Here is a 22325-nt window from a genome sequence, read left to right on the forward strand (position 1 = left end):
TCGTGATCGCTGGCCGGTTACTCGAGACTTATGATCTGGGCCTCTATACGCAGGCGCTCTTCCTCGCACTTATCGTGACCGGGCGCTTTATCCCTCCGATCAACGAAGTCGCGCTTGCTGCCTATTCAGAGTTGCACCGTGCCAAGAAGTCGCTTGGCCCTTATTTCCTGAAGACCGCACGGCTGGTGATGATGGTGTGCGCGCCCGTATATATAGGCCTTGCGCTTACTGCAGAGCATGTGGTGCCCGTCTTGATGGGTGAAAAATGGCTGGGCCTTATCCCGATTTTCGCAGGGTTGGCGGTCGCCATGCCCGCCTTTGCGCTTCATCTTATTTGCTCACCTGTTACCAACGCAATGGGGCGTCCGCGCGTTTATCTCTTCACCTCGGTTGCGGGTGCAGTGATTTTTCCAGCGCTGTTCCTCTGGCAAATTGGCGCAGATGGATCGAGGGGCGCGATGGGGCTTGTCGATGCCTGGGGCATTGCGGCCCCGCTGCTATGTGTGATCACACTTACTGTGACCCTGCCGCGCATCGGCGTCTCGGCCTTTGCCCTAGGGTCTGCACTCACTCCAATCATCCTCGCCTGCGCCGCCATGACTATCGCCGTCATGAGCGCAGATTGGCTCGTCCCGATTGAAAGCCCGTTCTTTGCCCTTGTGCGCAGTGCACTTCTTGGTGCGAGCGTTTACGCTGCAACTTTCTGGTTCGGTTTCCGCGACATCGTCCAGGAGACATGGGCACTCATGCGCAATCCGGGCACGCCTAATGGGCCTGCCGCCCTCGCCTGAACCAAGGCGTGTTGCAAAGGGCGCATTTGGGAAGCGCGCGGTTCTCTGGTATTCTTTTCATAGAAAGAGCCGAGTTCATCGTCCCGTTTGGGCTTTAAGGCTCTGAGTGAGAGGACAATGCAATGAGCCTTTTAAGCGCCCTACCCGCTATCTCTGCCAGCCTTCTGGCATCCAGTGCCGCCAGCATAGCGGTCGAACCGCCGACCAGCGCACAGGGTTTGGAGATCGGGGCTCTGGATACCGGCGCCATTGCGCCAGACTTTGCTGATCCGACCACCGAAATCCTCGAACTCGAACAAGATCGCGCGCGACGGTACACGGTGCCGGTCATGGTCGAGGGCCAGGGGCCGTTTGACTTTATGATCGACACCGGAAGTCAGGCGACTGCGGTGACAAGCATCATCAATAACAGGCTTGGTCTGACCCCTTCTGGCACGGCCACAGTTGTCGGCATGGCCAGCCGCCGGGATGTCGATCTCGTAGAGGTCGCAGAGATGAGCTTTGGCGAGCAGACGATCTATGACCTTATCTCTCCGGTGCTCGAAGCAGAGAATGTCGGCGCGCATGGCATATTGGGGCTCGACAGCTTGCAGGATTACCGCGTGCTCCTCGATTTTCGCGAAGAGACGATCGCGGTCCAGGAAATCTCTTCTAAGGGCAACTATCGCAAGGGCTTCGAGATTGTCGTTCGCGCCAACCCGCAATTCGGGCAATTGCTTATCACCGATGCGCTGGTCGAAGGTGTGCGCACTACCATAATCATCGACACTGGCGCGCAGACAAGCATTGGCAATCTCGCCCTGCGCGAGAAAATCCGCAACAAGCGCGCACAAGAGGTTATCACGACTGACGTAAACGGGGTCAGCATGACCGGCCAGATGCAGACAGTCCGCTCGCTCAAGCTCGAGGGTTTGGAAGTGTCGAATGTCGCGCTCACCTTTGCAGACACGCCCGCGTTTGAGGTTCTGGGGCTTCAAGACAAGCCGGTGCTGGCGCTTGGCATGCAGCATTTGCGGATCTTTGACAGGGTAGCGATTGATTTTGCCGAGCAGCGCGTCCTGTTTGATGTGCCGCGCGATGTTGCAAGGGCAATGAAGCGCTCGCGTCGAGGCTATCGCCGCTTCTAGGTGGGCGATTAATACCGCCAGAACTTGCGATAGCGTCAAGCGCTCGCCACATGAGGGCGCATATGCCGCCCGATACTGCCTCCTCCGATCGCCCGTCCAAACTTCCCGATGCCGAAGGTTGGGCAACGTTAAAGCGTTTCCTCCCCTATCTTTGGCCCAGGGATAACCCCGGCCTTCGCTGGCGCATAGTGATCGCCATGGCGTTCGTCCTGATGGCCAAAGCGGTTATCCTGTCATTGCCCTTCGCCTACAAAGGCGCGGTCGATGCAATGGAAAAGGCCGGAACCCTTGCCGATGTTTCAGGCGCAGCCCAAGTCGCGATTGGCCTGGTCGCGGCTTACGTGCTGGGGCGGTTCGCCTCGCTCGTCTTCGACAACTTGCGCAATGTCGCGTTCGAGCGCGTTGGCCAGATGGCAACGCTGAGCCTTGCCGAAGACGTCTTTCACCGCCTCCACCGCCTGTCCTTGCGCTTTCACCTGACGCGGCGCACGGGCGAGGTCACCAAGATTATCGAGCGCGGCACGAAGAGCATCGACATGATGCTCTATTTCCTCCTGTTCAATATCGCGCCGACAGCTGTTGAGCTTATTGCAGTAGGCGTCATTTTCTATCTCAACTTCGGGTGGGAACTCGTGGCCGCGACCGCATTGGCTGTTGTCGCCTACATCCTTGCCACCCGCTGGATCACCGAATGGCGCACAAAGTTGCGGCGCGAGATGAACGATCTCGACGGGCAGGCATTGCACCGCGCGGTGGATTCGCTCCTCAACTTCGAGACGGTCAAATACTTCGGCGCTGAAGAGCGAGAGGAAAGACGTTATTCACAAGCCGCGCGCGCTTACGCCGATGCAGCGATGAAGTCGGAAAACTCGCTCGCGCTTTTAAACGTGGTCCAATCGGGGATCACCAATGCCCTGATGGCAGGTGCGATGATCTATACGGTCTGGGGTTGGTCGCATGGTGATCTTACGGTGGGCGACCTCGTCTTCGTAAACACCTACCTCATGCAGCTTTTCAGGCCGCTCGACCTTCTCGGCTGGGTTTACCGCACTATCCGTCAGGGGCTTGTCGATATGGCCCAGATGTTCAGCCTGATTGATACAGATGTCGAGGTTGAGGATAAGCCGGACGCGCCCGCACTGAAGGTCACGCAGCCAGGTGTCACCTTCGACAACGTGACCTTTGGCTATGAAGATGATCGCACGATCCTGCACGGGCTGAGCTTCGAGGTACCCGCAGGCTCCACGCTGGCCGTTGTCGGCCCATCGGGTGCGGGCAAGAGCACCATCGGACGCCTGTTGTTCCGCTTTTACGATCCGCAAGGCGGGCGCGTCCTGATCGACGGTCAGGATATTGCCAAGGTCAAGCAAGACAGCGTGCGGGCAGCTATTGGCATCGTCCCGCAGGACAGCGTGCTATTCAACGACACGCTTCGCTACAATATTGCCTATGGCGCAGAAGATGCAGACGAGGCCATGGTCGAACAGGCGGCAAGAGACGCAAGCCTCATGCCCCTGATCGAGCGCCTCGGAGATCGGTTCGAGACTATGGTCGGCGAGCGCGGACTTAAGCTTTCAGGTGGAGAAAAACAGCGTGTCGCAATTGCACGCACGCTGGTAAAAAACCCGCCGATCCTGCTTCTCGATGAAGCGACAAGCGCATTGGACACCCGCACTGAGAAGGAGATACTGGGGTCGTTGAGGCGCCTGGCACAAGGGCGCACTACAATTGCGATCGCGCACCGGCTTTCAACGATTGCCGATGCTGACCGGATAATCGTGCTCGACCACGGCACTTTACGCGAGAGCGGAACACATGCCGAACTGCTCGCCAGAGGCGGGCTGTATGCCGAAATGTGGGCGCAGCAGGCGGCAGAAAGCCGCGAGGTAGAATCTGCCGATTAGGGACTGACCGGAGCAGGCAGCTCCTGCAACTTGCGCAAACTTGGCGACGATAAATCGAGCGCGTCAGCCGGGATCACTTCGACATCGCCGCGCAGCGCCTGCACCTCGTTCAGAAATACATCCGCATCGCCGACCACCACGAGGGTCGCCTTGTCTGCGTTTAAATATTCACGGGCAGCATTGCTTACGCTGACGGGAGTTTCAGCCGCCAGCTTCTCTGGCAAAAGCGCCGCATCGGATGCGGGAAGACCATGCAAAAGCAGGCCCCCCACCACCGCATTGAAGCCCGAACTGCGCTCCATCACCCGGGCATATGTGCCCTCAAGATAGGCCCTTCGCCGATCGAGGCTTTCCTTGTCCAACCCCTTCTCACCCAGCTCTTTGATTGACTCGAGCATGATGCGCGCCACTTCGCCTGCGGTATTGTTGCGGGTTTGCGCGCGGGCCATAAGGACCGAGCCGTCGCGTCGCGCCTCAATGCGCGAATAGGCTCCGTAGGAAAGCGAGCGTTTGGATCGCACTTCCTCGAACAGTCGCCCTCTTGATCCTCCGCCAAGCGCTGCATTAGCGAGTTGCAAGGCATCGAAATCCGCCCCCTTTCGCGAAGGAGCGGGCAATGCGGCAAGGACGCTGGCCTGATCGGCGCCGTCCAGATCAATCACAATTGTGCGCGAGCCCCTTGGCTCGCCTGCGGCATCCTGAGTAATCGCCCCGCGCCCCAGAACTACACGCCAATCGCCGAAGGTCGCTTCGAGGACGGGAACAGTTTCAGCGACATCAATTCCGCCCGAGACGACAATTTGAAGGCGCGCAGGGTGGAAGAACCGCTGGCGGTGAAGCAGCAGATCGTTGCGATTGATCGCGTCGAGGCTTTCGAGCGTGCCAATTGCGTCGCTACCGTAAGGCGCATCGCCAAAAATTGCGCGCAAAGCCGCATCTTCGGCCAATTGCGAGGGATCGCGGTTTCGCACGAGCAGGCGCTGTTTCCGGCGGGCCCGCTCGCGGGAGAGTTCGTCACTTGGATAAAGCGCACCTTTAACGATGCGCGCAGCCAGATCGGCCGCTTCCGCCAGATTGGCCTTGGGAACCATCAGCGTGAACGTCGTGCCATCGGCATCGGCGCTTCCCTCGAACGAAGCGCCCAGCTCTTCGAAGCGTGCGGCAATCGCTGCAGCATCCATGTCAAAAATGCCGTTCGCCGCCAGTGCTGCTGCCAAATCTGCGACACCCTCGCGCCCCTTCACATCAGTCTTCGACCCGCCCGGGAACACCAAAGAAAGAGTGACCAAGGGCACTTTGCTCGTGTTTGCGGCAATGATCTGGATACCGTTTGAAAGCTGCGCCTCGAGCATTTGCGGCATAGTGTTGCGAGACACGCCTTGCGACGCGGGGATCATCTCGCGCGAAGCTTCCGGTTTCACTTCGCGCAGCGCAAGCTTTGGCCCGGGCAGCGCACCAAAATCGGGCATGGGGACGGGGTTTCTGAATAACGCGGGGTCATCCGGCCCCATCGAATAGGTAAAGGCAATCCGGCGCCTTGGGTCCATATACTCACGCGCCACCCGGCGCACATCGTGCGCGCTGACCTTCGAAATCTGCGCGAGCATCCGGTCCGCGAATGCAGGATCGCCGCTGACCGCAATCCCCTCGCCAATCTCAAAGGCACGCCGGCGGGCGGTCTCGCGGCGCTGTAGTGCCTGCGCCATGATTTCAGCCTTCGCTTCGGAAAGTTCCGCATCGCTGACTTCAGCTTCGCGCAAGCGCTCAGTTGTTTTGGACAGCCCATCTGCTGTCATTGCCAGCTGCTCGGGCCGCGTGAGCGCATAGATCGCGATGTATCCTCCTTCACGAAAGAGCGGCGCAGACGCTTTGGCCTCGACCGCAAGGCCTGTTCGCAGCAGGCTGCTCGCCAGCCGGTTGTTCTCGCCTTGGCCCAGGATTGCTATCAAGACCCGCAGCGCGGGCGCGTCCCTATGCGTTGCAGGCGGCGCTTTCCAGAGCACGCCGACAGCCGGGACCAATACGTTGGGCGCTCGCGCGTGAAAAACGCGCCCTTCCTTCAATTCGGGCTCATAGGCAGGGATCGCAGTCGGAGCGGGGTTTGCGCGAGGCGCGATAGCGGCAAAATGTCTGTCCACCAGTGTGCGCAAGGTCGCAAGTTCGAAATTGCCTGCTACGATCAACGTCGCGGTGCCCGGTCCATAATAAGCCTCATGAAAACTGCGCACGTCGGCGAGAGTTACCTTGTCGATATCTTCCAGCCTTCCGATACCGGCGCGTCTGTGAGGCAGTAGGTCAAAACCATTTTCTGGCAGGATGATACGCTGCAACCGGCCATAAGGTGGCCCGAGCACTCGCTGGCGAATCTCTTCCTTGACGACACCGCGTTCAGCTTCAAGCACCTCGGCGTCAATCACCAGACGCGCCATGCGTTCGGCGTGGGACCACAGCATGATCTCCAGATATTCAGCTGGCACCTGCTCCCAGTAATTGGTTCGGTCGACCCAACTGGATGCATTGCGCGCGCCTCCTGCATCGGCGGTAAGCCGGTGGATCATGTTGTAGGGCATGTTGCGTGTCTTACGGCTGCCAATATGTTCGAGCAGGTGTGAAAGCCCGGCGCGGGCTTCAGGATCATGCTTCGAGCCAACTTCGTACCATAGCGAGGTTGTCACCGTGCTTATGGTGGTGTCGGGAAGTGCGATGACCCGAAGTCCGTTGTCGAGATGCCACTCAGTGTAATCAATCGGGGACACACCGGGCAGTGCTGGCCCTTCCTGCGCGCGCGCCATAGAGCCCACCGAGCCCGCCAGAGCCATAGATAAAAGCAACAGTAACGCAGGGATAAATCGGGTGGGCATCAAGTGGCTTTCGGTGGTCGTCTCGAGGGACCTTAGAGCCTGACGCTTAACAGGTTGCAACGGGCAAATCTGAGGCAAGCCGCAAGGGCAAGGTGCAGACTACGAGCTTGCGAGCGAGCTTACCTGCTCAAGCACAGCCAGCGCCTCTTCGCGGCGTTCCCACGGGACGAAAAGATGGTCGTGGTGGAATGCTGCAATCACATTGCAGGCAATCCCCGCCTTCGAAAGCGCGGTGGAGACAGCAGCGGTGAGGCCAACACCTTCTAGGTCCGAGTGGACCTGCAGGGTGATGCGAGCGAAAAGTGGACCCTTATCGGCGATGGTTGTCTCTTTGACCTGTGTGAAGCCTTCCTCTTCCCACACAAATGCGAAACTCCGCATCAGGCCCAGAAAGCCGAACAGGATCAGTGAGAGCGTTGAAATTCTCGCAAACTTATAGGGCGATCGAGCAAGCTTTGGCGACATGCCCGAAAGCATATCATCCAGAGCCGAGACCGGACCCTCATTCACAGAATATACTTGGACAAATCGCTGTTGCCTGCAAGCTCGCCAAGGCGCTCGTGCACGTAGTCCGCGTCGATTTTCACCGTTTCGCCTTCATGCTCTTCGGCCTCGAAGCTGATTTCTTCGAGCAACTTTTCCATCACCGTCTGCAAACGCCTCGCACCGATGTTCTCGACGCTTTCGTTTACCTGCGCTGCAATGGTCGCAACCGCCTGCACAGCGTCTTCGGTGATGTCGAGTTCGACCTTTTCCGTGCCGAGAAGCGCGCTGTATTGCTCCACCAGGTTCGCGCGGGTCTCCGAGAGAATACGCACGAAATCTTCTTGTGTGAGAGCGCGCAGGTTTACCCGGATCGGCAAACGCCCCTGAAGTTCGGGCAGCATGTCGGATGGTTTGGCTACGTGAAACGCGCCTGATGCAATGAACAAAACATGGTCTGTTTTCATCGGACCATATTTGGTTGCAACGGTCGTCCCCTCGATCAACGGCAAAAGGTCGCGTTGGACGCCTTCGCGACTGACCGAGCCGCCACGCACATCAGAAACCGCAATCTTGTCGATCTCATCGAGGAACACGATTCCATTGGTTTCGGCGTTTTGCAGTGCGCTGCGGCTGACGTCTTCATCATCGAGGCGCTTATCGGCTTCTTCGTCTACGAGCTTGTCCCATGCCTCTGGCACGCGCATTTTCTGCTTCTTGGTTTTGCCCTTGCCGAAAGCCTTACCCATCATGTCCGACAGGTCGATCATCTGCATGTTGCCGCCCATATTGCCCATGTCGAAGGGCATGCCGTTACCGGTATCAGCAATGTCGATCTCGACCTCGACGTCGTTCATCGCGTTTTGAACGATGCGTTCTCGGAAGCTTTCTCGCGTAGCTTCCGAAGCGCTGTCGCCAACGAGCGCATTCAAAAGCCGCTCCATCGCTGCCTCGCTCGCCGCCTCGCGCACGCTTTCGCGCCGGCGCTCTTTTTCGAGGCGGATCGCTTCCTCGACAAGGTCGCGCGCGATCTGTTCAACGTCGCGGCCGACATAGCCAACTTCGGTGAACTTGGTCGCCTCCACCTTCACAAAAGGTGCCTCGGCCAGCTTTGCCAGACGGCGGCTGATTTCGGTTTTACCGCAACCCGTTGGTCCGATCATCAGGATATTCTTCGGCGTCACTTCGTTCTTGAGCTCTGGGCCCAATCGCTGCCGACGCCAGCGATTGCGCAGCGCCACGGCAACCGCGCGCTTCGCCTCTTTCTGGCCGATGATATGTTCGTCGAGAGCGGCCACGATGGCCTTGGGAGTAAGATTGTCTGTCATTGCCGCACGATTTGGGGGCGCATGTGCCCGCGTGCAAGGGGCCGCGCGCCCAATCAGGTCGAACAGGCGAAGGCACTGCTCAATTCGCGGTGCTCGGCAAGGATCCGCGCGATGTCCTCTGGCTCTGGCGTCGGATCGCTTTGGCCACGTTCGAATGTGCCTCCAAGGATCACGCCATCGGGCCGAGGGAACATGTAGCCTGCGCGCATTCGGTAAGCGTAATTCAGCTCTGGCTGCGGCAACAAGATCGCCAGTTGTCCGCGTGCGCCCACCATCTGCTCATCGCCAAAGAGGTCACGCGCGCCAAAACCGGTGCAGTTGATGATAAGCGTTTCGGGCAACTGTGCGAGGTCGGAAGGTGTCTCGAACCGGCGGCGGATCATGCGCGCACCGGCAATGCTGACTTCGCGCATAAGGTGCTCTAGCCAGCGTCCGGTCTCGACATACATGCCTCGCCATTCGCGCACCGTTTCAGCCCGAAATGGGTGTTCGCCCTCGCCCAATATGCGTGCTGCCGGCATCATGCGCGCCTCGATCTCCGGCAGGTCACGACTGCGCATTTCGTCATACGTGGTGAGCCAGCGCACACCGGTATCCTCGCCCACGCTGATCTGGAAGCGGCGATAGCTGTAATCCATCGCGGCGGCGAACTGCGCCATCCAAGCGTCATTCACCGAGCTGCCGCGAAACAGGCTCGCCGGGTGGATTTGCCCGCCAGCGACATTCGAGGTCGTGTTCGGGGGGAAGTCGGCCGCGTAAATCGTGACCTTGAAGCCTGCCTCTTGCACCAGCTTGGCAGCGGTCAGCCCGAGCGCACCCGAACCGATCACCGCCACCGGACCCGAATGGCCCGCAAGACCGGCCTTCGCCGCAAGCATGGAGGAGCCCCAGCTGAGCGTGATTCCTGCACCCCCATGGCCGTAATTGTGCACCAGCCTCTTGGTCCCCAACGCCTCCTCTCGCACGACGAAGCCGGCATCCCGATAGGGCCTTATGCCGGCAACTGTCCGGATGACGCGGCCTTCTTCGGCAAGCACTGCGGAAAGGCAAAAAGGCGTTAAAGGCGCGCTTGCATTCGCCAGCGGTTCGCGCACGCAGGCCCCAAGCGAAAAGGCCCCGCCTGCAGCAGCAGCAGCAGACAAAAGCCGCCGACGATCGAAAGTCTGATGAAGAATGGTGCCGCCCCTGCCCGTCATTGGAATGCGTCAGAATACTGGCAGCAGAGGAACTTAATCCCAAACGCTGTTCGTCAGACCGTTTCCACTGTCAGATTACCGTTGGTGAATACGCAGATATCGGCTGCAACAGCCATCGCCTTGCGCGCGATTTTCTCGGCGTCTTCTTCGTATTCTGCAAGCGCACGGGCAGCAGCAAGAGCGTAGTTTCCGCCCGAGCCAATCGCAGCGATACCGCCTTCGGGCTCGAGCACATCGCCATTACCGGTCAGCACCAGAAGGCTCTCTTCATCGGCAACAATCATCAACGCTTCGAGATTGCGCAGGTATTTGTCCGTGCGCCAGTCCTTCGCAAGCTCGACCGCTGCACGCAGGAGTTGCCCTGAATATTGTTCTAGCTTCTTCTCGAGCCGCTCAAACAGGGTGAAAGCATCGGCTGTCGCGCCTGCAAAACCGGCAACCACTTTGCCGCCCTCGCCAATGCGCCGCACCTTGCGAGCATTGGGCTTCATCACGGTATTTCCCATCGAAACCTGGCCATCACCCGCAACTACGACCTTGTCGCCGCGTTTGACGCCAATGATGGTGGTGCCGTGCCACTGTATCAGGCCGTGGCTCGCTGCTTTATCATCCATGCCCCGGGATATGGGTACCACGACAAAAGCGTCAAGTCAGGCCGGATAAGTTAAACTTCCGAAGGATATTTGGGATTATTAGCCGGCAGGGCCCGCTGGACCAACGCCGCCGACCTGTCCGATATTGCCGAACAGATCTTCGAGGAAGCCGCGCTCACGACCCAAGGTCGGTGTCTTGTCGCCATCGGGCTGAAGGTGAACCACCTCATCCACGCCGCGCGATTCGACCGTTTTCACGTTGCCCTCCTCGTCAAAGCGCACCATCAACACGGCATGCGTCCTGATGCGTGGACGCACGAACGGTTTGCGGCCCGTGACACTGGAGATGTAATACCAGGTGTTCTCGCCATACTGGCTTTCATATGTCGGGCGGCCCAAGGTTGCCTCAACAGAGCGGCGGTTGTCGATTTTCGGCTGAACGGTGCGCACCAGAAGGGGATCATTCACAAAGCCACGCGGCTCGCGGATCGAAGAACATCCAGCCAAAGCGAGAGCAATCCCGCCAAAAACTGCCGCTTGAAGGAGGCCCTTGGATGAAACCTGTACTCGCATAAATTCCGTTCAATCCCGTCTCTTGGCATGGCTTGGTCCAGCGCTCTTTGCTGGGCCACCTTGCCGTGGTTGGCAAGTCGCCTATATCGCTTCGCATGCCTTAAGCACTGTCGCACTCGCTGGCAATGCACGTGTGCCAAACTGTGTGCCAAAGCGCATCGACCATGCCCTGTGGCAAATGGGGTGAATTGCGGCTGAACCTGGCTCATGGTCGTATCTTCGATGAAAATCGAACCGAAAAGAAAGATCGTAATGTCATTTCTCTCCCGCCTGCTTGGCACTGGACCTGACCCGCGCGAGGCCGTGCGCCCCTTGTGGCACCGCGTGGTCGAACTGGCGCGCAAACCTGAATATTATTCAGAGTACATGGTCGCAGACACGGTTGCGGGTCGCTTTGACATGATCACCGCGATCCTTTCAGCGGTGATGGTCCGGGTCGAGGCTTCTGAAATGAGGGCAGAAAGCGCGCTCCTTGCTGAGCTTTTCGTCGAAGATATGGACGGGCAATTGCGCCAGTTTGGCGTCAATGACGTAGTCATCGGCAAACGGGTGGGCCGCTTGATGAGCGTGCTTGGCGGGAGGCTGGGTGCTTATCGTTCGGCCTTCGCCAACAAAGATCATGCGAAACTCAGCGAAGCGATCGCGCGCAACACCACATTTAGCGAAGGCGCCGATGAAAAGGCATGCAGCGAGGCTATCGCAAGTGACCTGATCGATTTCACCAATCGGTTGAGCGAGCTTGATGACAAGGCGCTTCTCAAAGCAGATCGCGTCGCATGACCGAGGGCGCACCAAGCGAGCTGGAGCGGCTGATCAAGGTCAAGGGCTTGCCCGGCGAGGCTGTTATCGTCGAGGCCAGCGAGGATGAGCGCGCCGCTCTTGCGCAGCGATTCGGACTTGCACAGATCAATAGTTTGCGCGCCGTCGTCGAGCTTGAACAACGCCCGGCCGCGATAAGGGCCTCCGGCACGTTAACCGCTCGATTTCTCCAGCCCTGCGCTGTTTCGGGCGAGGATTTCGCCGTTCATGTTGAAGAGCCACTGGACCTGCGATTTGTCGAAGCAGCCGCATTAGATCCGCATGCCGACGAAGATATAGAGATCGAGCTTGAAGCCGATGACTGCGACGAAATCGATTATTCGGGCGACGCCTTTGATCTTGGCGAAGCGGTTGCGCAAACGCTTGGCCTTGCAATTGACCCCTACGCCGAAGGGCCCAAGGCCGACGAAATCCGCGCAGAAGCCGGAATAGTGAAAGAGGGCGAGCAGGAAGGCCCGCTCGCAGATATGCTGCGTGGTCTGACGAAGGACTAGGCTGGCACGCCAGCCCCTCCCGCCTAGAACGGAATGTCGTCGTCCAGATCGTCGTAGCCACCGCTGCCACCCGAACCGCCGCTCTGGCCTCCGCCTGAGCTACCACCGCCCTGGTTCCAGCCGCCACCGCCGCCGCCTTGACCTGCGCCACCATAGCCGCCGCCCTGACCGCCGCCGCCGTAGCCACCACCCTGGCCGGCGCCTCCTTCACCGCGCCCATCAAGCATGGTGAGAGTGCCACCCATGCCTTGAATAACAATCTCGGTCGAGTAGCGATCATTGCCGCTTTGGTCCTGCCATTTGCGGGTTTGCAGCTTGCCTTCGACGAAGACTTTCGAACCCTTTTTGAGGTAGCGCTCAACCACGTTGACGAGACCATCCGAGAAAATCGCAACCGTATGCCACTCTGTTTTCTCGCGCCGCTCGCCGGTGTTCTTGTCTTTCCAGTTCTCCGAAGTCGCAATGCGCAGGTTGGCAACCCGCCCCCCGTTCTGGAAGCTGCGGATTTCAGGGTCCGCACCCAAATTGCCGATCAACATTACCTTGTTAAGCGAACCCGCCATGGCTTCGTATCTCCCGTAAATTGGTCAAGCGGCAGCGAAGCCGCGAATCTGTTACCTTCGTCATAGGGCACGGGCACATGGCTGGCGACACTCGCCAGTGGATTTCCCACTTCCGGTTTCGAAAATTTAACGCGAAGGGTAACGAAGCCGGCCCAGAAAACGCGTGAGGCTCGGCAATTCGCGGTCACTATTCAGGAACTGGGCTTTTACCTTCTCGAATTTCATCACTCCATCGATGCGGCGTTCGAGAAATTCGTGGGTCTTGGCCTTGCCCTCGCTCGTGTCGTTCACAAAAACTGCGAGCGTTGCCGAATAGATACCGGCAAGAATGGCACGCTTGGTGTAGTGGTTGTAATCCGTTGCGGTATCGCCTGCGAGACGCCACATGATGTCGGCCGAGCGCCAGCCCAATTGCAAGCTGCGAGGCGCGTTTTGCGGCATCGCCATTACGGACATGGCGCGGCGCACCGCCTCATCAATATGCTCGACCGCCTCAAGCCTGAAGGCAACAAGGGTGCGGATGCGCTCACGGATTTTGAGCTCGGCGAGGCGCTCTTGCGGCCACTCTTTTGCCATCGCGTCATCGACGTTTGCAATCCATGCGTCGATCATATCCATTGCTTGACCTGAACCGCTTGGAAAAGCGAGCTTTGCCACATCGACATCAACGCCAGCCATTTCAGCTGCCGCTTCCAGAGCGGTTTCGTTCCAGCCGTCAAACACGGCAGATGCCGCAATATCCGGTGCCAACGCCAAGCGCAGCTCATCAAGGGTCATATCGGCATAATCGGAAGAGGCGGTCATCATTTTCGTCCTGGTGAGAGCGGGGACTAGAAAGAGGGCCCGTATTGCACAGGCGCTGGGTTTTCTTCGCGCTTTTTGTCGGCCTCTTCAAATTCGCGCAGCAACAGCGTGTTTGAATTGATCCGCATCATGTGATCGCGCGCCGAACGACCGGTGTTGTCATTGACATCCGGGTCTGCGCCTTCCTCAAGCAAGGTGCGCACAAGCTCCACATCGCGTTGGTGCACGGCGGTCATCAGCGGTGTTTCGCCCGAGGCATCGGAGGTATCAACATCCGCTCCGCCCTTGATCAGCGCCTCGACCCCGTCGATGTGGCCCAAGCGCACGGCAATTTGGAGCGGCGTCGTCCCGTTGCGGTCGCGCACATTGGGGTTCGCACCGCGTTGCAGCAAAAAGCGCATCCACGTCGTATCGCGGCGCTCGGCCACGATATGCAGTCCGTTTTCACCCGTTGTGATATCGCGCGTGTTGACGATCTGCGTGCCGGGCTCGTCCAACATCTTGGTCGCGGTATCGCCGTCGCGTTCTTTGACCGCTTTCAGGAACTGGTAGCCTTCGGACCCGCCGATTTGCGCCGCAGCAGGTCCAAGCGCCGCCAAAGCGAACACCGCGGCGAAAGCTGTCATTGCAATCCGCAATTTCGAACCTGTGTTGCGCAAAACTGGTGAAGCCACGCCTTAAAACCTTTCGCTTTTGCTTTGAGAATCTAGATATAGAGCCCCTGACCCCATATTTCAAAGACCCGCGCTTTTCTTCGCGCGCAAGCAATTAGCAGACCATGAACATGCACGCCAATTCTTCCCGCTTCCTCACAGCAGCTTTTGCTGCAATTGCCCTTTCGCTTTCTGCATGTGGGGGAGAGCCGGGCCCCGTTGATGCAAGCGCGGGTGAACCACCGCTGGCGGGTGCAGACATTGGCGGGGACTTCGAACTGATCGACAAAAACGGCAAGACCGTTTCGTGGAGCGATTTTCAAGGCCAGTACCGCATCGTCTATTTCGGCTTTGCCTATTGCCCCGACATTTGCCCCACCGATATGCAGCGAACAATTCAGGGACTTGAAGGGTTTGCAGCACAGGAGCCTGAACTGGGCGCGAAGGTTGCCGCCATGTTCATCACCATTGATCCTGAACGCGATACGCCAGAGGTCGTGGGCGAATTTGCCAATGCTTTTTCCGAAGACCTTATCGGCCTCACCGGGACCCCTGAGCAAATCGCCGATGCTGCCTCCAAATTCCGTGTGTTCTATGCCAGGGGAGAAGAGAGCGAAGCGGGCGGATATCTGATGGACCACAGCCGCATCGTCTATCTGTTTGGGCCCGACGGCGAACCATTGGCCACGCTGCCTGCTGACCAAGGTGCCGAGGCCGTCACACAGGAATTGGCGAAATGGGTGAAGTAGCGTCCGCTCCACCGCCTGATACGCGCGAACGCTTTTGGGAGCGTCCACTGGCTGAGCTTACCCGCGCAGAATGGGAAGCCTTGTGCGACGGTTGCGGCAAATGTTGCCTCCACAAGATCGAGGATGCCGACACTGGCGAGATCGAAGACACCAATGTCGCGTGCAAGCTGCTGGATTGTTCGACTGCATTGTGTTCGGACTATCGCAACCGCCGCGCCTTTGTGCCCGATTGCCTGCGGCTGACATTGAAAATTGTTGAGGATGTCCCTTGGCTCCCCTTGACCTGTGCCTATCGCATCCGAGCCGAAGGACGCCCCCTGCCCGGATGGCATTATCTTATCAGCGGCGACCGCGAGGATGTGACGCGCGCTGGCGTATCTGTCGCGGGCCGAGTGATCAGCGAAACCGAAGCAGGACCGCTTGAACACCACATTGTTGAATGGGGCTCGCCTGATACCGACTGGGAAGAGGCGGGACGCAAGGGGTCATGATCGACTGGCTTAAACGCTCGCATATTGAACCAGAGATGGAATTGAACGGCGTGCGCGTGCCGATTGTTTTGAAACGCCATGCCACCGCAAAACGCCTGACATTGCGGCTTGCCCCGGATGGCAGCGAAGTGCGCATAACTCTGCCGCGTTGGGCTCGTGGGCAGGAAGCCGTTGCCTTCGCCCAAGACCGCAGCGAATGGCTGGAACACCAGCTCGCAAAAATTCCCGAGCGCCAAGCCCCGTCGCCGGGCGGGACAGTGCAGTTTCGCGGGCGAGAAATCACCGTCGCGTGGGATGCCAAGGCAGGGCGACGACCGGTTCTGTGCGGCGACACGGTGACGATCGGCGGGCCAAAAGAGGGTTTGGAGACGCGCCTCAAACGCTGGCTCGAAGGCGAGGCGCTCAAACTGTTCGAAGGCGATATTGCCGATTACACCGCGGCCGCAAGGCTTGTGCCGGTACCGGTCGGGTTATCGCGCGCGCAAAGGCGTTGGGGGAGTTGTTCAGATGGCGGAGCCACTGGGACAAAACGCATCCGAATCAATTGGCGGCTGATCCAGGCTCCTGACGCTGTTCGCCGTTCGGTCGTTGCGCATGAGGTCGCACACCTCGTCCACTTCGATCACAGCCCCGCATTCCACGCCCTCCTGGCACAAATCTACGAGGGTGACATCAAAGAAGCGGATCGCTGGCTCAAGACAAACGGCCGAAGCCTCTATGCAAGTTTCGGCTAGGAAAGAGCGCAGATTTTCGCCGCTTGGGTGCCCTCCGGCAAGGTGCGTAGCTTTTCGTTAACCCTGGCTGGTTACATTCGGGTCATGTTTCAGGCACTGGCCTCGAGGTTTTTGTCCCTTGGTACCACGTCACTTGGCGTTTGGTTGGGCGCAGGTGTGCTTGCTGTGGCAATGGCATCTGTGCCCACGCCAAGCGCCTCCTTGTTCGCGCAAGGCAATTGTCCAAATTGCGATCTTCCGCCCGGTTGCCGCGGCAACGGGAACAACAAGGACAAAGGCAACAACGGCAATGGGCGCGGCAAACCCAATTGTGAACGCCTTGAAATCGTTATCGAAAGCGATCTCGACTTTGGCCGCCTTGTCCTGCTGGGCGATGGTGAAAGCCGTGTGGTGCTTGATCTTGCCTCTGGTCGAAAGACCATCATCGGGGATGCCGATGACCTTGGCGGGATGCCCTTCACAGGCCGCGCAATCATCACCGGAGCGCCGTTTCAGCAAGTCTCGATCGACCTCCCGGCCCAAGTTGATATGCGAGATCCCAACGGCGGCAACGCGCTTATACAGGACTTCGTGATGGATGCAGATCCGTTCTCCACCCTCGACAGCGATGGCCGGCTCGAGTTCAACTTTTCCGCGACTCTGGTGCTCGGCAGCGAGCAGGCAGGCGCAGGCAAATTGCGCGGGCGCGTGCCCATCAGCGTCGAATACCCGTAGAAGCCAATTTGCTTTAGTCTCTGGCGCAGCGCCATGGGTGTCCCTATATCCCAAGACATTATGCGTAGCCGGCTTGCCAAATCCCGTTTTAATCCCGTCCCGGGGGTTGCCGATTTCTGGACCGAATTTCGCAAGCCCAATCCTTTTCGTATCCCCATCCTGCTTCTTTCAATGGGACCATTTGCCCTCATTTTCTGGTGGCTTTCGGGCGAGACGGTCTACAAGGACCCGGACCGTCCCTCGATCACCTACATCACCTCATTTGACCCCACCCGGTCCGATGCTGAGATCATCGCCTCCAACGAAGCCAATCAGGAGGTGAAGGACCTGCGCGAGGAAGCTTTCGAGGATATGGAAGAGCGCAAGCGAGAGCTTTACAAGGCACTTGGCGCGGCCGCTGGCATGGACGTCGAGGAAATCGAACGGCGCGGACGCGAGGCGCGAGCCAGAGAAGAGGCCGAGCGACAGGCCAAGCTCGACGAATTGATGGGCCGCACCGGCGAACAGGCCGGCGATGGCGGCGAACAGGCAGAACCCTCCGCTCAGGAAAGCAGTTCGCCATAACGCATCAGCCGATCACCGATGCCGAGTGGATGGCGGCCACCGCGCGTCTGGCCGCGCGCGCTTACCCCCTTTGCAGGCCCAACCCCGGAGTTGCGGCGATATTGGTAAAGGATGGCCGCGTGATCTCGCGCGGGTTCACCCAATCAGGCGGGCGCCCACATGCAGAAGCTCTGGCGCTCGGAAGTATTGCCGATCAAGGCAAGCCGAATTCGGCAGCGGGGATGACGATGTATGTCACACTCGAACCGTGCGCACACGAATCCGAACGGGGGCCAGCCTGCTCTCACCTCGTAGCTCAAGCGAAACCCGACAGGGTCGTCGTCGGCCAGCTTGACCCCGACCCGCGCACCAATGGCCAGGGGATCGAGCGGCTTCGTAAGGCCGGGATTGAGGTGGTGCTGCTTGAGGACGACGCTTCGCGCAAAAGCCTTTGCGGCTTTTTGACCCGCGAAACCTTGGGCCGTCCCTATGTAACGCTCAAACTTGCGACCAGTCTGGATGGTCAGATCGCGATGGCGGACGGGACCAGCCGGTGGATTACCAGCGATCGCGCGCGAGCCCATGTCCATGCGCAGCGCGCCCGGCAAGACGCGATACTTGTCGGTGGCGGCACGTGGCGCGCTGACAAGCCGCGGCTTGATGTGCGCTTGCCCGGCCTCGAAGAGCGTTCACCTGATCGCGTGCTTCTTTCGCGCGGCGTTGCCCCCGATGGTGTTCGTGTCATCAATGAGCCGGCTCAGATCAATGCGCTCGAAGGGGTGCAAACATTGTATCTCGAAGGGGGTGCCGAGGCCGCCGCGAGCTTTCTTGCCCAGGACCTCGTTGATGAAATTCACCTTTACCGCGCGCCAATAGTGATCGGATGCGGCAGAAGCGCTCTGGGCGATATCGGGCTCGAGGCGCTTGGAGATGCGCATGGTCGCTGGGCGCTGGCCGAAACGCGTCAGCTTGGCAGCGACGCCTTCACCTCTTATGTGCGGACCCGTTAAAAGGAAAAGCCGACATGTTCACTGGAATTGTTACCGCTATCGGCACTGTCGCCGAGGCCCAACAACGCGGCGATTTGCGCTTGCGCATCACCGCGCCTTTTGACCCGGCGCGCATTGATATCGGCGCCTCGATTGCCTGTTCTGGCGTGTGCCTGACGGTCGTAGCGAAAGGCGGCGAACCGGGCGATGCGTGGTTCGATGTCGATGTTTCAGGCGAAACTGTTAGCCGCACGCACTCCGGCATGTGGGAAAAGGGCGCAAAGCTCAATCTTGAGCCATCCTTGCGCCTTGGCGACGAACTTGGTGGGCATATTGTCACAGGACATGTCGATTGCGTGGGTGAAGTCGTCTCTGGCGAAGTGATCGGAGACAGTTGGAAACTGATCATCCGCGCCCCTCAAGAGATGGCACCTTACATCGCAGGCAAAGGCTCAATCACTGTCAACGGTGTCTCGCTTACCGTCAACGAGGTGGAAGATCAGGCCGATGGGGCATGCGATTTCATGCTCAACATCATCCCGCACACCGCCGAAGTGACGACACTGGGCGCGCTTGAAGCAGGCGATCAGGTCAATCTCGAGATTGATGTGCTCGCGCGGTACTTGAAGCGTATGCAGGGGCTCGCGGCGCAAAACTGAGACCGGCCGGACACACAAAAGGGGCGGGAGAGCAAAACGCTTTCCCGCCCCTTTTTGTTAGGCTTTGGCCCGACGATTACTGCGTGACTGTCGCCGTGTTGCCGGTGCCGCTCTGGGTGACACCGGAGAAGTTGCCATCGGTGGCCTGCGTCACAGTCGCGACGTTGGTCGATCCGCCTTGCGTGATAAAGCTCGTGTTGAGATCACCAGACTGGAACAGCTCAGCGAACTGATCTGTGCCAGATTGCGTGAGTTCCGAAATGCCATCATCGCCCGTCTGGTTGATGTCGCCTTCGTTGCTGATACCGCCAGCGAGCTGGTTCACCGTCGAGATATTGCCATTGCCGATCTGGTCGATGAAGACCGTATCGTCCGTACCCGACTGGGTGGTGGTCAATGTGTTGCCGTCGCCGGTCTGGTTCGACTGCGCTCTGGTTGTAAAGAAGCCAGTGACTGTGCCGTCTTGGGTAACCGTTGCCGAGTTGGTGTTTCCGTTCTGGTTTGGATCTGCGAAGGCAATTCCGCCGGGAACCGCAGTCAATGCCTGGCTTACGCTAGCAAAGTTCCCGTCACCAGTCTGACCAAAGGTCGAATCAGAGTCATCGCCTGTTTGACCAACTGTGGCGGTGTTATTGTCGCCCAATTGGGTGAAGCGACCAATGTTGGAAACGCCCGACTGCGATACTGTGCCGGTGTTGGTGCTACCATCCTGCCGGACTTCAGCAATCTGACCAGAGCTTTGGCCCGTTGCGCCAAGGATATTGGAGTAGGAACCAAAGCCACCGGACTGAGTGATATTGGCGGTGTTTCCATCGCCACCTTGCTCAATCAAAGCACCATTGTTCACATCACCAACGGGCACGCCAGTCGTGAGTTGAACGATTGAGGCCGTCTGGTTGTCACCGGTCTGCGTCACCAGCGCCAAGCCTTCGTCACCGGCCTGGTTCACATTGGAAGTGCTGGTGTTCGATTGCTGGCTGATCGTTGAAACAGATGAGGCACCTGCCTGTGAAACAATGGACGAGTTGCCATCACCTTGCTGGTCCAGTTCGGCGAGGCCCAGTGTACCATTCTGCGTCACGACAGATGAGTTGCCAATACCGGCGGTAAGGACTGATGCGGTATTGTCAGCATTGTTCTGGACGATGGTGGAGCTGTTTGCATCGCCGATTTGTAGGAGGTCAGCGTTTTGACCCGAGCCGGTTTGAGCAATCAGGCTGGTGTCGGTAGCGCCGGAAAGGTCAAGGTCGATGCCTTCCTGACTTACCGTTGCGAGATTGCCCGTTCCGCCCTGGGTAATGGTCGAACTTGCGCCCACGCCAATCTGATCGACATCGGCGGTCTCGCCCGTGCCCGTCTGCGTTGCGAAGGAAGTGTTATCATCGCCGCTTTGCAGCACGCCGGCATTGTTGCCGTTGGTGAACTGCACGACCTCTGACGTGTTGCCGTCGCCCGATTGATCGACGGTTGCAAAGTTGAAGCCGGTGGCATCGCCTTGCTGATTCACGATAGAGCTGTTGGTATCGCCCGACTGATTGACGAAAATATCGCCCTCGAGGCCAGCCTGAATAGCGTTTGAGAAGTTGTCATCGCCCGTCTGGTCGAGGTCGACATTGCCGTCAGTCCCGCTCTGCGTGATGAACGAGGTGTTCTCAGCGCCGCGCTGGAATACATCGGCGAGGTTGCTGTCGCCGGATTGCGTGACTTCGCTCCTGCCGGTCTCGCCTGCCTGGTCAACGCTGGCCTGTTGATCCAGGCCGGTTTGCGCGACGATTGAGGTGTCGAAGTCGCCTGCTTGCGAGACAACGGCATCGCTCAGGCTATCAGCCTGTGTCACTGTCGAGACGTTTCCATCACCGTCCTGGGTGACTGTGGCCGTTACATCGGTACCGCTCTGCGTAATGCCAGAGGAGTTGCCAATGCCACCTTGAACGAGTGAGGCTGTGCTGACCGAGCCGCTTTGTGCGATAAACGAGCTTTGGTTATCGCCGACCTGATCAACGGACGCAGTATCATCGGTGCCTGATTGAAACACTGTGCTGGTGTTTGCAGCCGCGCTCAGATCAAGGTCAAAGCCTTCCTGCGTTACCGTGGCCACGTTGCCGGAGCCCGATTGTTCGACATTCGAGCTGTCAAATTCACCGTTCTGGGTGACGGTTGCGGTATCGCCGCTGCCCGACTGAAGGCCGGTGGATGAGCTGTTGAAGCCGTTTTGAACCACATTGAACACGCCGTCTTCACCAGGCTGGTTTACCGAGGCAAAGTTGTCGTCTCCAAACTGGTCAATGTCGGCAATGTTGTCTTCGTTGCCGCCGCCGGAAACACCGTTACCCTGGCTTTCAACCCGCGCTACGTTGCGGTCACCATCCTGAAGGATATCTGCGAGATTGCGCTCGTTAATCTGGCGCACCACGGCAAGGTTGTCATCGCCGTTTTGCGTTACGAAGGTTTCGTTATCATCGTCGAGCGGGCCCGACACATCAAAACCCTGCTGCACATCAGAGGTATTGCGATCACCCGTTTGGAGGATGGTCGCGGTCTGGTTGTCAGAGATATTGCCCTGCAAAATCGTCGAGGTGTTGGCCTCGCCCGTCTGCGTCACAAAGGCATCGCTGTTCGAGGCGCGCTGTGTGATGGTTGAGGTGTTGTCGGTGCTCGACTGAGTGACGACAGCGTTCTGATTGTTGTCATCCTGCTGGAAAATTGTGCTGGTCAGTCGTTCGCCGGTCTGATCGACATCGATTGTGCCATCTTCGTCGGACTGGGTGATGTTCGAGATGTTGTCATCGCCATTCTGAAAAACATCGGCAAAGTTGTCGGTGTCTGATTGGCTGATCGTGGAAGAGTTACCGACCCCGCCCTGGGTGAGCAGGACTTCCATATCGACCCCGCTCTGGACAATCGACGAATCCTGATTGTCACCGACCTGGGTCGACTGCACATCTTGATTGGCGCCCGCCTGGGTTACGTTGCTCGTGTTCGTGATGGTGTCGAGATCGAGATCGAAACCTTCCTGATTAATCGTGACATTGCTATCATCGGCGCTCTGGTCGACAGTTGAATCGTTGCCCCCATCGGGGCCCGCTTGCGTCACATCAACAGTGCTGTTGTTTCCGGTTTGCGTAACCGTACTCTGGTTCTGAGCGGCAGCCGGAGCTGCTGCTGACAGAGCAAGTATACTTACGCCCAACAATGCGGATTTCTTCATCAATATTCCCCCCAAACTCACGCCGAACTCGGCGCTAGAATGTGAAATA

22 protein-coding genes (1 of these 22 cut by a window edge) are annotated in these 22325 nt (G+C 58.6%); 12 read left to right on the top strand and 10 right to left on the bottom strand.

The window, feature by feature from the left end:
• The 3 genes from MWU38_RS04075 to MWU38_RS04085 form a co-directional block, all read left to right on the top strand.
• Positions 1-791 carry the 3' portion of a lipopolysaccharide biosynthesis protein gene (locus MWU38_RS04075; protein WP_247270546.1) on the top strand. 739 nt of this gene lie to the left of the window's left edge, so 791 of the gene's 1530 nt are visible here — the last part of the coding sequence; the start codon falls outside the window, past its left edge; it ends in the stop codon at positions 789-791.
• 122 nt (positions 792-913) lie between these two features.
• Entirely contained in the window at positions 914-1918 is a 1005-nt protein-coding gene (locus tag MWU38_RS04080) for an aspartyl protease family protein (RefSeq protein WP_247270547.1), read from the top strand.
• Between the two features lie 62 nt (positions 1919-1980).
• Positions 1981-3822 carry an ABC transporter ATP-binding protein/permease gene (locus MWU38_RS04085; RefSeq protein ID WP_247270548.1) on the top strand — a complete coding sequence of 614 codons (1842 nt, stop codon included), beginning with the start codon at positions 1981-1983 and terminating at the stop codon, positions 3820-3822.
• On the opposite strand, the gene MWU38_RS04090 is transcribed toward MWU38_RS04085, so the two are convergent.
• The 6 genes from MWU38_RS04090 to bamE form a co-directional block, all read right to left on the bottom strand.
• Entirely contained in the window at positions 3819-6641 is a 2823-nt protein-coding gene (locus MWU38_RS04090; protein ID WP_247270549.1) for a pitrilysin family protein, read from the bottom strand. The genes MWU38_RS04085 and MWU38_RS04090 overlap by 4 nt on opposite strands.
• Before the next feature lie 141 nt (positions 6642-6782).
• Positions 6783-7193 carry an ACT domain-containing protein gene (locus MWU38_RS04095; RefSeq protein WP_247270550.1) on the bottom strand — a complete coding sequence of 137 codons (411 nt, stop codon included), beginning with the start codon at positions 7191-7193 and terminating at the stop codon, positions 6783-6785.
• Positions 7190-8494 (bottom strand): ATP-dependent protease ATPase subunit HslU, encoded by a 1305-nt coding sequence (gene hslU / locus MWU38_RS04100; RefSeq protein WP_247270551.1) that lies wholly within the window; start codon positions 8492-8494, stop codon positions 7190-7192. Before hslU ends, MWU38_RS04095 begins: the two co-directional genes overlap by 4 nt.
• A gap of 53 nt (positions 8495-8547) precedes the next feature.
• Entirely contained in the window at positions 8548-9690 is a 1143-nt protein-coding gene (locus MWU38_RS04105) for an FAD-dependent oxidoreductase (protein ID WP_247270552.1), read from the bottom strand.
• Positions 9691-9743: 53 nt separating this feature from the next.
• The gene (gene hslV, locus MWU38_RS04110) at positions 9744-10304 is read right to left on the bottom strand and encodes an ATP-dependent protease subunit HslV (protein WP_247270553.1); all 561 of its coding nucleotides are present in this window, start codon (positions 10302-10304) and stop codon (positions 9744-9746) included.
• Positions 10305-10382: 78 nt separating this feature from the next.
• Positions 10383-10856, bottom strand: a complete 474-nt coding sequence (bamE, locus tag MWU38_RS04115; RefSeq protein WP_247270554.1) for an outer membrane protein assembly factor BamE — start codon at positions 10854-10856, stop codon at positions 10383-10385.
• 252 nt (positions 10857-11108) lie between these two features.
• Between bamE and MWU38_RS04120 the strand changes: the two genes are divergently transcribed.
• Entirely contained in the window at positions 11109-11636 is a 528-nt protein-coding gene (locus tag MWU38_RS04120; protein WP_247270555.1) for a ubiquinol-cytochrome C chaperone family protein, read from the top strand.
• Entirely contained in the window at positions 11633-12169 is a 537-nt protein-coding gene (locus MWU38_RS04125; protein ID WP_247270556.1) for a YceD family protein, read from the top strand. The genes MWU38_RS04120 and MWU38_RS04125 overlap by 4 nt, the downstream gene beginning before the upstream one ends.
• Before the next feature lie 23 nt (positions 12170-12192).
• Here the strand turns inward: MWU38_RS04125 and ssb are convergent, their stop codons facing one another.
• From ssb to MWU38_RS04140, 3 genes are all read right to left on the bottom strand, one after another.
• Entirely contained in the window at positions 12193-12732 is a 540-nt protein-coding gene (ssb, locus tag MWU38_RS04130) for a single-stranded DNA-binding protein (RefSeq protein WP_247270557.1), read from the bottom strand.
• Between the two features lie 126 nt (positions 12733-12858).
• Positions 12859-13539: a COQ9 family protein gene (locus MWU38_RS04135; RefSeq protein WP_247270558.1), complete on the bottom strand. Its 681-nt coding sequence runs from the start codon at positions 13537-13539 to the stop codon at positions 12859-12861.
• 23 nt (positions 13540-13562) lie between these two features.
• Complete coding sequence (locus tag MWU38_RS04140; protein WP_247270559.1) at positions 13563-14162, bottom strand: ankyrin repeat domain-containing protein; 600 nt, start codon at positions 14160-14162, stop codon at positions 13563-13565.
• A gap of 158 nt (positions 14163-14320) precedes the next feature.
• On the opposite strand from MWU38_RS04140, the gene MWU38_RS04145 reads away from it, so the two are divergent.
• From MWU38_RS04145 to MWU38_RS04175, 7 genes are all read left to right on the top strand, one after another.
• On the top strand, positions 14321-14938 hold the full coding sequence (locus MWU38_RS04145) for an SCO family protein (protein WP_348646862.1): 618 nt from the start codon (positions 14321-14323) through the stop codon (positions 14936-14938).
• The gene (locus MWU38_RS04150; protein WP_247270561.1) at positions 14926-15429 is read left to right on the top strand and encodes a YcgN family cysteine cluster protein; all 504 of its coding nucleotides are present in this window, start codon (positions 14926-14928) and stop codon (positions 15427-15429) included. The genes MWU38_RS04145 and MWU38_RS04150 overlap by 13 nt, the downstream gene beginning before the upstream one ends.
• Complete coding sequence (locus MWU38_RS04155; RefSeq protein WP_247270562.1) at positions 15426-16163, top strand: SprT family zinc-dependent metalloprotease; 738 nt, start codon at positions 15426-15428, stop codon at positions 16161-16163. The genes MWU38_RS04150 and MWU38_RS04155 overlap by 4 nt, the downstream gene beginning before the upstream one ends.
• 171 nt (positions 16164-16334) lie before the next feature.
• Positions 16335-16877 (top strand): DUF4402 domain-containing protein, encoded by a 543-nt coding sequence (locus MWU38_RS04160; RefSeq protein WP_247270563.1) that lies wholly within the window; start codon positions 16335-16337, stop codon positions 16875-16877.
• A gap of 60 nt (positions 16878-16937) precedes the next feature.
• A complete protein-coding gene (locus MWU38_RS04165; protein ID WP_247270564.1) occupies positions 16938-17441 on the top strand; it encodes a hypothetical protein in 504 nt (167 codons plus the stop codon).
• Between the two features lie 29 nt (positions 17442-17470).
• The gene (gene ribD, locus MWU38_RS04170; protein ID WP_247270565.1) at positions 17471-18430 is read left to right on the top strand and encodes a bifunctional diaminohydroxyphosphoribosylaminopyrimidine deaminase/5-amino-6-(5-phosphoribosylamino)uracil reductase RibD; all 960 of its coding nucleotides are present in this window, start codon (positions 17471-17473) and stop codon (positions 18428-18430) included.
• Positions 18431-18444: 14 nt separating this feature from the next.
• The gene (locus MWU38_RS04175; RefSeq protein WP_247270566.1) at positions 18445-19068 is read left to right on the top strand and encodes a riboflavin synthase; all 624 of its coding nucleotides are present in this window, start codon (positions 18445-18447) and stop codon (positions 19066-19068) included.
• 76 nt (positions 19069-19144) lie between these two features.
• Here MWU38_RS04175 and MWU38_RS04180 read toward each other — a convergent pair whose 3' ends face one another.
• Entirely contained in the window at positions 19145-22276 is a 3132-nt protein-coding gene (locus MWU38_RS04180; protein ID WP_247270567.1) for a hypothetical protein, read from the bottom strand.
• Positions 22277-22325 lie beyond the last annotated feature (49 nt).

The sequence above is a fragment of the Qipengyuania sp. S6317L1 genome (genome assembly GCF_023015615.1).
Taxonomy (GTDB): domain Bacteria; phylum Pseudomonadota; class Alphaproteobacteria; order Sphingomonadales; family Sphingomonadaceae; genus Erythrobacter.